The organism is Mycobacterium sp. IS-1742, assembly GCF_001500125.1.
Taxonomy (GTDB): domain Bacteria; phylum Actinomycetota; class Actinomycetes; order Mycobacteriales; family Mycobacteriaceae; genus Mycobacterium.
On the sequence record NZ_LQIV01000002.1, the window covers coordinates 1 to 13,084 of the forward strand.

The 13,084-nt window shown below is 68.7% G+C and carries 12 protein-coding genes; 5 read left to right on the plus strand and 7 right to left on the minus strand.

The annotated features are described in order from the left end of the window. The first annotated feature begins 918 nt into the window (after positions 1-918). Positions 919-1,674: an ArsR/SmtB family transcription factor gene (locus AU196_RS02010; protein WP_059093419.1), complete on the plus strand. Its 756-nt coding sequence runs from the start codon at positions 919-921 to the stop codon at positions 1,672-1,674. 4 nt (positions 1,675-1,678) lie between these two features. On the opposite strand, the gene AU196_RS02015 is transcribed toward AU196_RS02010, so the two are convergent. From AU196_RS02015 to AU196_RS02030, 4 genes are read right to left on the minus strand one after another with little or no spacing between them, the layout of a single operon-like run. Further along, the gene (locus AU196_RS02015; protein ID WP_059093420.1) at positions 1,679-2,347 is read right to left on the minus strand and encodes an alpha/beta hydrolase; all 669 of its coding nucleotides are present in this window, start codon (positions 2,345-2,347) and stop codon (positions 1,679-1,681) included. A gap of 9 nt (positions 2,348-2,356) precedes the next feature. Further along, positions 2,357-2,797 (minus strand): response regulator, encoded by a 441-nt coding sequence (locus AU196_RS02020; RefSeq protein WP_059093421.1) that lies wholly within the window; start codon positions 2,795-2,797, stop codon positions 2,357-2,359. Beyond that, positions 2,797-4,386 (minus strand): sensor histidine kinase, encoded by a 1,590-nt coding sequence (locus tag AU196_RS02025; RefSeq protein ID WP_059093422.1) that lies wholly within the window; start codon positions 4,384-4,386, stop codon positions 2,797-2,799. Before AU196_RS02025 ends, AU196_RS02020 begins: the two co-directional genes overlap by 1 nt. Next, positions 4,383-5,606, minus strand: coding sequence for a SpoIIE family protein phosphatase (locus AU196_RS02030; RefSeq protein ID WP_082695591.1), 1,224 nt, complete (start codon positions 5,604-5,606; stop codon positions 4,383-4,385). Before AU196_RS02030 ends, AU196_RS02025 begins: the two co-directional genes overlap by 4 nt. A 156-nt stretch (positions 5,607-5,762) precedes the next feature. Between AU196_RS02030 and AU196_RS02035 the strand changes: the two genes are divergently transcribed. The 3 genes from AU196_RS02035 (at position 5,763) to AU196_RS02045 (ending at position 8,724) form a co-directional block, all read left to right on the plus strand. Then, entirely contained in the window at positions 5,763-6,530 is a 768-nt protein-coding gene (locus AU196_RS02035; protein ID WP_059093424.1) for a M15 family metallopeptidase, read from the plus strand. Between the two features lie 159 nt (positions 6,531-6,689). After that, a complete protein-coding gene (locus tag AU196_RS02040; protein ID WP_059093425.1) occupies positions 6,690-7,913 on the plus strand; it encodes an acyltransferase family protein in 1,224 nt (407 codons plus the stop codon). Between the two features lie 118 nt (positions 7,914-8,031). Then, positions 8,032-8,724: an Rv0518 family GDSL lipase gene (locus AU196_RS02045; RefSeq protein WP_059093426.1), complete on the plus strand. Its 693-nt coding sequence runs from the start codon at positions 8,032-8,034 to the stop codon at positions 8,722-8,724. Positions 8,725-8,733: 9 nt separating this feature from the next. Here AU196_RS02045 and AU196_RS02050 read toward each other — a convergent pair whose 3' ends face one another. From AU196_RS02050 to AU196_RS02060, 3 genes are all read right to left on the minus strand, one after another. Beyond that, the gene (locus AU196_RS02050) at positions 8,734-9,636 is read right to left on the minus strand and encodes an aminoglycoside phosphotransferase family protein (RefSeq protein ID WP_059093427.1); all 903 of its coding nucleotides are present in this window, start codon (positions 9,634-9,636) and stop codon (positions 8,734-8,736) included. Between the two features lie 84 nt (positions 9,637-9,720). Further along, complete coding sequence (gene katG / locus AU196_RS02055) at positions 9,721-11,964, minus strand: catalase/peroxidase HPI (protein WP_059093561.1); 2,244 nt, start codon at positions 11,962-11,964, stop codon at positions 9,721-9,723. Positions 11,965-12,023: 59 nt separating this feature from the next. Continuing rightward, positions 12,024-12,482 (minus strand): Fur family transcriptional regulator, encoded by a 459-nt coding sequence (locus AU196_RS02060; protein ID WP_502687201.1) that lies wholly within the window; start codon positions 12,480-12,482, stop codon positions 12,024-12,026. Between the two features lie 161 nt (positions 12,483-12,643). Here AU196_RS02060 and AU196_RS02065 point away from each other — a divergent pair, with 161 nt between their 5' ends. Further along, complete coding sequence (locus AU196_RS02065; RefSeq protein ID WP_059093428.1) at positions 12,644-13,075, plus strand: type II toxin-antitoxin system Rv0910 family toxin; 432 nt, start codon at positions 12,644-12,646, stop codon at positions 13,073-13,075. The last annotated feature ends 9 nt before the right edge of the window (positions 13,076-13,084 follow it).

Here is a 13,084-nt window from a genome sequence, read left to right on the forward strand (position 1 = left end):
GCCTCGCGCCACCGGGTTTAAGAGGGGGGGGGGGGGGGGGGGGGGGGGGGGCCCCCGGGGGGGGCCCGGGGTGGCGCGGGGGGGGCGGGGTGGAGGACGAAATGGGTGGGGCCCCCCCCCGCGGGGGGGGCGAAGGGGGGGGGGGGGGGGGCGCCGGGCGGCGGGGGCAGCGGCACGTTGATCGGCGGTTGCGCCGGAACGGGAGCCTCCGGGGGTGCGGGCAGGAACATCCGGTTGGTGAACTGGGCCTGGTGGGCGCCGCCGCCCCCGATCTTGACGCCGCCGCCCTCACCGGAGGACACCGGCGTGCCGTCGGGAAGGGTCACGGCCGCGTGACCGCTGTTCCAGCCGATCACCAGCGCGCCGGGTTCCGAACCGTGCTGGAAGCCGCGGGCAAGCAGTTCGCTTTCCATGTTCGAGGTGGTGAACCGGTCGCCGTACACGGGTCGCCCGGTCGCCGCATTGCTGACCCAGGAGGCCAGACCGGAGCAATCGGTGCCGGCGGGACTGTCGCCGCCCGAGACGTAGGGCGTGCCCGAAACCGAGTTGACCAGTGACATCAACGTGACTAGAGCAAACATGCCGACGGACGGTAGCAGAGTCCTCCGGGCCGTCCAAAACCTGTGTGTGCGTTCACGTTTGAACATTTGTATGACGCAGAACACGAATCCGTCAGGGCCACGACGTGCGCGTTTGCGAGCACACGCCGAATCGAGGCGGTGCCCGTCTAACTCCGAAGGGCACTGCGATACGTGCGCCGAACTCGGTGAACGCTGCGCCTGCCGTCATTTCCGGCAAATCATGCGCCCGGCGAGCGGGAATTGACGACGCGGTGTCGACGAAATCCGTTGACGGGCAACCGTCCGGTTGCATATGGTGACTGACGCAACCGGCCGGTTGCCTGTTGGAGACGTGGTCATGGATGAGGTGTTCAAGGCGCTCGCCGATCCGAGCCGGCGCCGTCTGCTCGACGCCCTGAACCTTCGTGACGGGCAGACGCTGCGGGAACTGTCCGCGGATCTGGACATGACGCGCCAGTCGGTGACCAAGCATCTCGCCGTGCTCGAGGCGGCCGGCCTCGTCACGACGGTGCGACGGGGCCGGGAGAAACTCCACCACCTCGACGCCGAACCGATCAACGCGCTCTTCGACCGCTGGATCCGTCAGTACGACCGTGTGCGGTCGGCGCCGAGCGGTCACGACACCGCGCCCCAGGCCCCGCCGATGCCCCCCGACCGCCAGGCGTTCGTGTACACCACCTATATCCGGACGACACCGGAGCGGTTGTGGCAGGCGATCACCGGGCCGTCGTTCTCGGGGCGCTACATGGGCCATGCCGTGGTGTCGACGTGGCAGAAGGGGGCGACCTACACGTGGATCGACGGCGATCGGGAACTCGACGACCCCGGTCAGGTGATCCTCGAGGCGGACCCCTACCAGCGGCTGGCCTTCACGTTTCCCGCCGCCGTTGCGTCGATGACCGACGCGCCCACCGAACGCCTCGCATCGGAGCCCCACTCGCGGGTGTCATTCGACATCGCCCCGCACGACGACCAGGTGGAGCTCACCGTCGTCCACGACGAATTCAGTCCGAAAAGCTCAGTGCAGCAGCATATTTCGCGAATCTGGCCGCAAAAGCTGGCCGACCTCAAGAGCGGGTTGGAGCACCGCTAGGCGCTCAGGCGGCCGGTTCGGCGATGATCCTGGCGACTTCGGCGGCGACCGCGAGGCTCGCGGGATCGTCGGAGGGCTCATAGCGGTCGGCGGCCGAGTCGTAGCGAGCACCCACGATGTTGGCGTGGTCGGCCGCCAGCTCGATGTACTGCACGCGCCAACCGGCGTCACCCAGCTCAGCGGTGAAGTCCCGGCTCGCGCTCACCGGGACGACGTCGTCGGCGCTGCCGTGAACCAGGGTGAGGGGCACGCGTGCGCCGGCCTCCGGACGCGGGGTCAACGGTTCGCCGGACAGGGGATCGGGCGCCATGAACGCACCGGCCAGGCAGACCGTCCGCGAGATGCGCAGCCCGTACTCGGCGGCGCGGAACGTGAGACCGGCCGCGGCTGCGCCGCCCAGCGACCAGCCGACGACCACCAGACCGTCCGCCGGGCCGCTCCGGCCCGCCGCGAACCGGGCCGAGCCGAGCAGATCCGAGCGGCCGTTGTCGTCGGCGTGGGAATTCCAGTCGGGCGCCACGACCGCGAAGCCGTGCCCGGCGATGCGCTCACCCAGTGGCCGGACCGCGGCCCTGGCATCGGTCTGCATACCGTGCCAGAGCAGCACCACCGGGGCGTCGTCGTCGCCGTAGAGGTCGAGCGATCGGCCGGGGGCGTATTCGAGGGTCTGCACGGACCGGGCTCAGCCCTGCGGCAACCGGACGACCTGGACGAAGAACTCGTCGATCTGCCGGACCGCGTTCATGAACTGGTCGAGGTCCACCGGTTTGGTGACGTAGGCGTTGGCGTGCAGCTTGTAGCTGCGCAGGATGTCCTCCTCGGCCGAGGAGGTGGTCAGCACGACGACCGGGATGTGACTGAGGTCGGGGTCGGACTTCACGGTCTCGAGGAGCTGACGGCCGTCGTACTTCGGCAGGTTGAGATCCAGCAGGATCAGGTCGGGCCGCGGCGCGTCCTCGTACCCGCCGCGGCGGTAGAGGAAGTCGAGACCCTCCTGCCCGTCGTGGGCGACGTGCAGGGTGTTGCTGATCTTGTTGTGTTCGAACGCCTCGCGGGTGATCAGTTCGTCGCCCGGATCGTCCTCGATGAGCAGAACGTCGATCGGCCTCGTGGAGGGTGTCATCATTGGGCTCCTTCCAGAACCACTTCGGGTTGTTCATGGACGGCGACCGGAAGGGTCATGCGGAACCGGGTGCCTTCGGTGTAGCTGTTGTCGATCCAGATGGTGCCGCCGTGGTACTCGACGATCTTCTTGCACAGCGCCAGCCCGATGCCGGTGCCGCTGTAGGCGTCGCGACCGTGCAGCCGCTGGAAGATGACGAACACCTTCTGGGAGAACTCCTCGGCGATGCCGATGCCGTTGTCCGACACGGTGAACAGCCACTGCCCGTCCCGGTCGTCGGTCCCGCGCTCACATTCGATCACGATCCGGGGGGTGGTGTCGGGTTTGCGGAACTTCACCGCGTTGCCGATCAGGTTCTGCCAGAGCATCGCCAGCAGTGTCGGATCGCCCAGGACCTCGGGTAACGGCTCCTCCGGGCGCACGACCACGGCACCGGACTCCTCGATGGCGGTGTCGAGGTTCGACAGCGCGGTGTCGAGCACCTCGTCGAGTTCGACGTCGGTGTGCGCGGTGCTGAGGCGCCCGACGCGGGAGAAGGTCAGCAAGTCGTTGATGAGCACCTGCATGCGTTTGGCGCCGTCGACGGCGTACTTGATGTACTCGACGCCGCGTTCGTCGAGCTGGTCGCCGTAGCGCTTCTCGAGCAACTGACAGAACGAGGCGACCTTGCGCAGCGGCTCCTGCAGATCGTGCGAGGCGACATAGGCGAACTGCTCGAGCTCGGCGTTCGACCGCCGCAACTCCACGGTCTGCTCGTCGAGCTGTTCGCGCGCGGCCCGCGACGCCTCGAGTTCCTCCACGATGCGTTGCCGCATGTCCTCGACATCCGAGGCCATGTCCCGCACGTCGCGGGGGCCACCGGCGACGATCCGTTCCTCGAAGTGACCTTCGGTGATGCGGCGGCAGGAGGCGGCCAGCGCCGACAGCGGGCGCACCAGGGCACTGCGCGCCAGGATTGCCAGCAGCAGCGCGGTGACGAAGAAGGTGATGATGATGCCGGCGAGCACGCGGTCGCGCCATCCGCGCACCTGCTCGAGCTCTTTGACCCCCGCGGTGCGGGCGGCGGCAAGGTCGACGTTCTGCACGTGGAAGAGCGCGCGGATGTTGTCGAAGCCCTCTTTGCCGCGTTGGACGAGGTCGTTGCCGACGACGCCCGGATTGCCCGGGGTGACGCTGCGGATGAACGGCTCGGCGTACTCCGCGCGCCATTCGGCGGTGGCCTGTTCGACCGCGTCCAGATCGGCGATCAGGTTGGTGTGGTCGCCGACGTGCTGGCGAATCTCCTCGGCCGCTTCCCGTTCGGTCTGCTGACCCTCGTAGTAGGGCTCGAGGAACTGCTTGTCGGCGGCGATCGCGAAACCGCGCACCGCGGTCTCCTGATCGCGCAGGGCGGCCTGCAACCGGTAGGCCGCCACCCGCGAGGGCTGGATCGATTCGATCAGCTCGCGCGACACCGCGTCGGTGCGGTTCATGAGGATCGCTCCGGCGAACGCGCCGGCCAGCACGAGGATGCCCATGACGGCCAGCACGACGTTCAACCAGCCCTGCACCGTCAAGTGGCGTCCCCGCCGGCGGGCGGGAGCCGTCACGTGGTGCGCTCCACGCGGACTACCGCGATGTCGTCGGTCAGACCCCCGTGCGGTCGAGCACGGTCCTCGGCGCGGTCGATCAGGGTTTCGACGAACTGGGGACCGGGCAGACCGGCCATCGAGCGGGCCAGGCGCAGCAGCCCCTCCTCGCCGAGGCGTTCGTTGCCCTCACCGGAGTGGCCCTCGAACAGCCCGTCGGTGAGCAGCAGCAGGCCGTGCCCCGGGGGCAGTTCCAGTTCGGTCAGCGGCCACCCCGACCCGCCCAGCCCGAGCGCGGGCCCGGCGGGCGGTTCCACCCAGCTCACGGTGTTGCCGTGGCGGTCGTGCAGAAGCATCCCGGGATGGCCGGCGCGCACGGCGTTGAAGCTGAGGTCCGTGGGCGAGAACGCCAGGCTCATGACGGTGGCGAAGATCCCGGGTCCCGGCCTCTCGGCGCGCAGAATGCGCTCGAGCTGCCGCATGCGCTCGTTACCGCGCAGTCCCGCGAAAGTCAGCGCGCGCCATCCGATCCTCAGCGCTACCCCGAGGGCGGCTTCGTCGGGTCCGTGGCCGGACACGTCGCCGACCATGACGTGCACGGTCCGGTCAGGGGTCTGCACGAAATCGTAGAAGTCGCCGCCGAGCAGCGCGTTGGGCCGGCTCGGCCGGTACTTGGCGACGATGTCGACGCCCGGGTTCTCGAGCAGCAGCGGCGACGGCAGCAGCCCGCGTTCGAGTCGGGCGTTCTCCTGGGCGCGCAGATGGCTGGCGTGCAGGTCGACGGCGGTAAGCTCGGAGCGTTTCCGCTCGATGGCGTACAGCAGCGAGCGCCGCAGCATTTCCGATTCGACACGCCCTTTGACGAGATAGTCCTGTGCGCCGGATGCGACCGCCGACACGCCGTAGCGGTCGTCGACGTTGCCGGTGAGCACCACGATCGGCAGGGTGGGATCGAGGTCGCAGATCCGGTCGACGGCGTCGGTTCCGCTGGCGTCGGGCAGGTTGAGGTCGAGGAGCACACAGTCCGGGCGAGAAGCCCGGATCTCCCGGGCGGCGTGCGCCATGGATTCGGCCCACCGCAGCCGGATGTCGGCCACCGCGTCGACGATCAACTCCTCGACGAGCAACGCGTCACCACGGTCGTCCTCCACGAGGAGCACCGTCAACGTGTCGAACTGCGTCATGGGAGCAACGGCTGAATCAGGCACAGGCCTCAGTTCTGAGTCATGCGGCGCGAGCATCGACAAATCAGTCCTTCAATTTCTTCACCGCGGCCGCGCTGACCTCTTCTTCAGTGATAGCCCCCTGACAATACCGAAGGTCGCCGCCGGCGGCGTCCATCCCGGGCGTCCGGGACCCGGGACAGGCGCCGGCAACGGGTAGCGTCGGCACCCGAGATGGTGGTGTCATTCTTGCGATTCCGACACGGTTCGGGCCTGCGTCGGGCGCCGGCGCTGGCCCTCGCCGCGGTGGCCGCGACGCTCGTCGCGTGCGGCGCGGGCACACCCGGGCAGAACGAACCCCCGTCGTCGTCGACACCGCCCACAGCGGCGACTCCCACCTCGAAGACGCCGACCAGGACGACACCCTCGACTTCCCCGGTGCCGCCCCCGCCGACCGTCACCACCGTCACCGCCGCCGATCTGGGCACGACGTGGCGTCCCGGCTGCCCCCTCGGCCCGGAACGGCTCCGGCGCGTCGAGCTGAACCACATCGGCTTCGACGGCCGCACCCACCGCGGCGCGCTCGTCGTCCACGACGAATTGGTGCCACAGGTCATCGAGGTCTTCGAGGTCCTCTACCGGATGGGCTATCCCATCGACAAGATGCGCACGGTCGACGCGTACCCGCGCGCCGATGACGAGCTGTCGATGGCCGACAACAACACCTCCGCCTTCAACTGCCGCGGCATCCCGGGCTCGCAGAGCTGGTCGTACCACGCCTATGGCCGGGCGATCGACCTCAACCCGTTGCTCAACCCCTACATCGGCCGCAGCGGCGCAGTGGAACCCGCCAACGCCGGGCCTTACGTCGACCGAAGGCGGACCGATCCGGGCATTCTGCACGCCGGCGACCCGGCGGTTCTCGCCTTCACCGACCGGGGCTGGCGCTGGGGCGGGGACTGGCGGACACCCAAGGACTACCAGCACTTCGAGCAGCGGTGACCAGCCCGATCAACTGAGTTGGCATCAGCGCCATGGGTTTCGGACGCGCACAGCGCTCCGGGTCGCTGCTACCCTGCCTAACGCCGCCCGGTGAGCGCAGAGGCGGCGTACGAAACCGGCCAGGACGACACCAGCAGACTCCCTCACGAAAAGAGTGTTGTGCGCAGCGCAGAGATCAAGGCCCTGTCGGGTCTGCGTATCGTCGCGGCGGTCTGGGTCGTCCTGTTCCACTTCCGGCCGCTGTTGGCGCAGGCCGCACCGGATTTCACCGCCGCGCTGGCGCCGCTGCTGGACTCCGGCGCGCAGGGTGTCGACCTGTTCTTCATCCTCAGCGGTTTCGTGCTGACGTGGAACTACCTCGACCGCATGGGCCAGTCCTGGTCCACCCGAACCACTTTGCGCTTCCTCTGGTTGCGGCTGGCCCGCGTGTGGCCGGTCTACCTGGTCACCATGCACCTGGCGGCGGCGTGGATCATCTTCACCCGCAACGTCGGACATGTCCCGTCGCCCGCGGTGGACCAGCTCACCGCGACCAGCTATCTGCGTCAGCTGCTGCTCGTGCAACTGTGGTTCGAGCCGTACTTCGACGGCACCAGCTGGGACGGTCCGGCCTGGTCGATCAGCGCGGAGTGGTTGGCGTACCTGCTGTTCGGCGTGCTCATCCTGGTGGTCTTCCGGGTCGCGCGCGTGTCGCGGGCGCGTGTACTGCTGTGGCTGGCGGTCGCGGTGTCGCTGCCGCCGACCCTGCTGCTGCTCGCGACCGGCGAGTTCTACACACCCTGGAGTTGGTTGCCGCGCATCGTGATGCAGTTCAGCGCGGGCGCGCTCGCCTGTGCCGCGGTGCGAAAACTGCGGCCCACCGCGCGGACTCGCCACACGTTCGGCTGGTTGTCGGTGTTGATCGCGACCGCGATCGTCGGCGCCCTGTACTACCTCGACGCCGATCCGCCGGCGTCCGTCCGGGACGCCGGCGGACTGGTGGACGTCCTGTTCGTCCCGCTGGTGGTGGCGCTGGCGGTGGGGGCGGGAACGTTGCCGCGGCTGTTGTCCACCCGTGTGATGGTCTACTGCGGCCACATCTCGTTCGGGCTCTACATGGTCCACGAATTGGTGCACACCGCCTGGAACTGGGCGGTGGTCCAGTTCCAGATCACCCTCACGCCGGGCTGGTCCGCCAGTGCGGTGGTCACCGGTCTCATCGGCATCGCGGTGCTCGCCTCGGTCGCGCTGTACCACGGCGTCGAGGAGCCGGCCCGGTTGTGGATGCGCAGGATGGTCGACGTCAGGGATTCGACGCACAGCACCGTCGGCGGTCGGGCCGCCCCGGCACCGGACGTCGAACGCGCGGAGCGCGCCGACCACATCCCTGTGCGGGTCGGATGACGCGATTTCGTGACAAACGGGGAAGCGCGTCGCAGAACGCGGGCGGCTTCGCCGACACTTACCCTTTCAGTCATCGTGAGGTGCGGCGTCTCGGTGCCGTCGACTGTGGAGGTAAACGGTGAGTCGCCTGGTCACGTTGGTGGTGTCCGTTGCGCTGCTGGTGGGCCTGGTGGTCGCCCGTCCGCTGCCGCAGCGCAGCGACGAGATGGTGACGTTGCAGTTCGCGGGCAGCCGCGTCGCCGTCGTCGGCGACTCGTACACCACCGGCAGCACCGAGGGCGGCGAGGGGCCGAGGGGCTGGACGACGCGGGCGTGGCAGCTGCTGGCGGGTCAGGGGCTTCCGGTGCGCGCCGACGTGGCGGCCGAAGGCGGGGCGGGGTACGGCGCCCGGGGCAACCGGGGCAGCGTCTTCGAGGATCTCACCGCCCGCGCGGTCAAACCAGACGACCACCTCGTGGTGTTCTACGGGTCGCGCAACGACCAGAACGTCGAGCCCACACTGCTGTCGATCATGGTCTACGGCGTCTTCCAACTCGCCCGCCGCACCGCACCGGAGGCGCGTTTCCTGGTGATCGGACCGCCCTGGCCGACCGCCGATCCGCCGCCGGCGATCCTCCGCATCCGCGACACCCTGCGGTATCAGTCGGGTCTGGCCAAGGCGACGTTCGTCGACCCGATCGCCGAGCGGTGGTTCGTCGACGACCCCGCGCTCATCGGCGCGGACGGCGTCCATCCGACCGACGCGGGGCACGTGTACATGGCCGACAAGATCGCGCCGTTGATCGCCACCCAGTTGACCCGCCGGGTGTGAGCTCGGCGCTCAGTCCTGCACCGCCTTGGCCACCGCGACACACACGGTGAGCCGGCCGGGGTCGGGATGCGCCGCGCGCTGCAGTTCCCACACCGCGTTGTGCATCATCCGCACGACGGTCCAGGCGCGCGCCCGGTCCTCGTCGAAGCCGGCAGCGTCGACGAGTGCGTGGAAGCGGCGCCGCACCCCGCCGCGGACGTCGCCGGCCAGTTCGTCCCACCTGTTCCACAGCATCGGCGCGACCTCGAAGTGCGGGTCGCCGTCGAGCGGTTTCGGGTCGATGGCCACCCACGAATACGCTGGGCCGGCATGGCCGGCCAGCACGTTCCCGTAGTGCAGATCGGTGTGGACGAGGGTGCCGCGACTGGCGGGGTCGGTGATCAGGTCGCGGCCCAGGGTGAGTGCCTGCTCGACGAGTCGGCGCGGCAGCGGGGTGTTGCGGGGCAGCACCGCCAGTTCGGCGGTGCGTGATTCCAACCACGTTGTGAGCGTTCGCAATTGGGGAAGCGCCGGAACATGGATGCGCTGGTACAGGTCACTGACGACGGCACAGGCCTCGACGTCGGAGACGGTGCCCAGGTCTCGGTCGTCGAGTCGTTCGAGCAAGAGCGCACGGCGGTGGGGCGCAGCGCCGAGCAGGCGCACCGCCCCATGGCCGGCCCAGCGACGCAGCGCGAGGTGCTCGTGTTCGGACTCGTCGTCGGGGAACCCCATCTTGAGCACCGCGGACTGCCCACGCGGCGTGAGGACCGGCAGGACAAGCGATGTCGTGCCGTGCGTCGGCGCACCGTCGACACGCAGGTCCCACTCCCGCAGTTGGGTCTGCGCCGCGTGGGGCAGTGACTCGACCCACCCCGCCCAGTCCGGGCCCCGGGCGGACATCGCCGTCACCCCGGCGGGCAGGTCGATCACGTCACCAGACGCGGGACACCCCGCGAACCGGTGTCCGGTTCGCGGGGTGTCCCCGTCGAGTTGATGGTGCTGCTACGTCAGCTGCTAGGTCAGGTCGAACCGGTCGTTGTTCATGACCTTGACCCAGGCGGCGACGAAGTCCTCGACGAACTTGCCCTTGTTGTCGTCCTGGGCGTACACCTCGGCCACGGCGCGCAGCACCGAGTTCGAGCCGAACACGAGGTCGTTCGCCGTTGCGGTCCACTTGATCTCACCGGTGGCGCGATCCCGGCCCTCGTAGACGTTCTCGGTGTTCTCCGACGGCTTCCACGCGGTGTTCATGTCGAGCAGGTTGACGAAGAAGTCGTTCGTCAGGACGCCCGGCGAGTTGGTGAACACACCGTGCTTGGTGCCGCCGTGGTTGACGTTGAGCACCCGCAGACCACCGAGGAGTGCGGTCATCTCCGGCGCCGTGAGGTCCAGCAGGTAGGCCTTCTCCACAAGCAGCTTCTCGACCTGACCCTTCTCGCCGGACCGGGAGTAGTTGCGGAAGCCGTCGGCCTTGGTCTCCAGCACCGCGAACGACTCGACGTCGGTCTGCTCCTGGGAGGCGTCGGTACGACCCGGCGCGAAGTGCACGTCGATCTCGTATCCGGCGTCCTTGGCGGCCTTCTCGACCGCGGCGGACCCGGCGAGCACGATCAGGTCGGCCAGCGAGATCTTCTTGCCGCCGGAGGCCGACGCGTTGAAGTCCTGCTGGATCTGCTCGAGCACCGGCAGCACCTTGGCCAGTTCGGCCGGCTCGTTGCCCTCCCAGTTGCGCTGCGGCTCCAGGCGCACCCGGGCACCGTTGGCGCCGCCGCGCTTGTCGGTGCCGCGGAAGCTGGACGCCGACGCCCATGCCGTCTTGATCAGCTGCTGGATGGTCAGACCCGAGTCGAGCACCGTGGCCTTGAGGTTCTCGACGTCGGCGTCGTCGACCAGCTCGTGGTCGACGGCCGGCACCGGGTCCTGCCAGATCTCGGGCTCGGCGACCCACGGACCCAGGTAGCGGCTGATCGGCCCCATGTCGCGGTGCATCAGCTTGTACCAGGCCTTGGCGAACGCCGCGTCCATCTCTTCGGGGTGGTCGAGCCAGCGGCGGGTGATCTCACCGTAGATGGGGTCGACCCGCATCGAGACGTCGGTGACGAGCATCGTGGGCTTGCGCGGCGGACCGCCGAACGGATCGGGGATGGTCGCCTCGGCGTCCTTGGCCTCGAACTGCCAGGCGCCCGCGGGGCTCTTGGTCAGCTCCCACTCGTTGCCGTACAGGATCTCCAGGTAGCGGTTGCTCCACTGCGAGTTCGAACCGGTCCAGATGACCTCCAGACCGCTGGTGACGGTGTCGTTGCCGTTGCCGGAGCCGAAGGGGCACTTCCACCCCAGCCCCTGATCCTCGACCGGCGCGCCCTCGGGCTCGGGCCCGACGTTCACGTCGGCGGCGCCGTGGGTCTTGCCCAGGGTGTGGCCGCCGACGATCAGAGCGGCGGTCTCCTCGTCGTTCATCGCCATCCGGCCGAAGGTCTCGCGGATGTCGTGGGCGGCGGCCAACGGATCCGGCTTGCCTTCGGGCCCTTCGGGATTGACGTAGATCAGGCCCATCGTGGTGGCGCCGAACGGTTCGGCGAGCTCACGCTTGTCCTCGTTGGTGCCGCCGTAGCGCTTGTCGGTGCCCAGCCAGGTGTCCTCCTGGCCCCACAGCATCTCCTCGGGCTCCCAGATGTCCTCACGGCCGAACGCGAAACCGGCGGTCTTGAACCCGGACTGCTCGAGCGCGGCGTTGCCGGCGAAGGCGATCAGGTCGGCCCAGGAGATCTTGTTGCCGTACTTCTGCTTGATCGGCCACAGCAGCCGGCGCGCCTTGTCCAGGTTGGCGTTGTCGGGCCAGCTGTTGAGCGGGGCGAAGCGCTGGGCGCCCTGACCGGCGCCGCCGCGGCCGTCGAAGATGCGGTAGGTGCCGGCGGCGTGCCAGCTCATCCGGATGAACAGACCGGCGTAGTTGCCGTAGTCAGCGGGCCACCAGTCCTGGGAGCTCTGGATGAGTTCGATGACGTCGCGCTTGAAGGCCTCGACGTCGAGTTGCGCGAACGCCTCGGCGTAGTTGAAGTCCTCGCCGAGGGGGTTGCCCTTCTCGTTCTGCTTGTGCAGCACGGACACGTCGACCTGTTCGGGCCACCAGTCCTTGTTGGTCAGCGGTGCGTGCACCTTCGGCTCGGGCGAGTCGATGATCGGGTTCTCGGACTCGCTGTGGCTGTCGGTCTTGCTGTCCGAATGCGGGGGGCGGGCATCGGAGGTATCGGATGACACGGTGTTTCCCTTCATATCCATACATCAAGGTGGTGATGGGGCTGCGATCACGGTTGTGATCAGGAACTATCGGTGGAACCCTCGGGCACGCAGGCGGGGCACAGACCCCAGTAGATGACTTCGGCCTCGTCGAGGACGAAGCCGTCGAGCGCATCGTGTTCGGACGGCACCAGGCACGGGGCCTCGCCGACCGCGCAGTCCACGTCAACGATCGTCCCGCACGAGCGGCACACCACGTGGTGGTGGTTGTCGCCGACGCGGGTCTCGTAGCGCGCGACCGAACCCGACGGCTGGATCCGCCGGATCAGGCGCGCTCCGGTCAGGGCGTGCAGGACGTCGTAGACCGCCTGCCGCGAGACGTCCGGCAGGCTGGACCGGACGGTGGCGAAGATGGTCTCGGTGTCCGCGTGCGGGTGGGCGTGGACCGCTTCCAGCACGGCGACCCGAGGACGGGTCACGCGCAGATCGGCGCCCCGCAACTGGCCTACGTACTCGGACGACGACGACACGACAGCCATATCACCCGCTTTTTTGGAATAAGTCAAGAGTTGGTCGCGGGTGTTTCGCGCGATCACCCAATTCGTCCCTGCGCCAAGCACATCGGTGGGTGTGGACGGCGCGTCGCGTCCTTCACTTCATTCGGCGGATGCCCGCGGCGGGTCGCCACTAGTATCGCGGGGTGGCCAAACTCGAGCTGACCCGCGAGCTGTCTCTCGATCCGGACGACGCCTGGGCGCACGCGTCCAACCTCGCCGAACTGGGGGACTGGCTCGTCATGCACGAGGGCTGGCGAAGCGAGCTACCCGACGAACTCGTCGTGGGCACCACCATCGTCGGCGTGGCCGGCGCCAAGGGCATGCGCAACCGGGTGACCTGGACGATCAAGCACGTCGATCCGCCCACGCTGCTCGAGGTCGACGGCAAGGGGGTCGGCGGCACCAGATACGGCATGAGGATGGCGGTGCGCCCCACCTCGTCGGGCTGCGCGTTCACCGTCACCCTCGAACTCGGGGGTGCGCCGCTGTTCGGACCGATCGGCGCCGCGGCCGCCCGCGCGGTCAAGGGTGACATCGATCGGTCCATCCGCCGTTTCGAGGAGCTCTACGTCTGAGGGTCCGCC

Bases quoted from the DNA above. Each gene is read 5' to 3' on its own strand.
- AU196_RS02030 (WP_082695591.1), bottom strand. From the start codon at position 5,606: ATGCTCGCGCCGCATGACTCAGAACTGAGGCCTGTGCCTGATTCAGCC.
- AU196_RS02035 (WP_059093424.1), top strand. From the start codon at position 5,763: ATGGTGGTGTCATTCTTGCGATTCCGACACGGTTCGGGCCTGCGTCGG.
- AU196_RS02060 (WP_502687201.1), bottom strand. From the start codon at position 12,482: ATGGCTGTCGTGTCGTCGTCGTCCGAGTACGTAGGCCAGTTGCGGGGC.
- AU196_RS02010 (WP_059093419.1), top strand. From the start codon at position 919: ATGGATGAGGTGTTCAAGGCGCTCGCCGATCCGAGCCGGCGCCGTCTG.
- AU196_RS02020 (WP_059093421.1), bottom strand. From the start codon at position 2,797: ATGACACCCTCCACGAGGCCGATCGACGTTCTGCTCATCGAGGACGAT.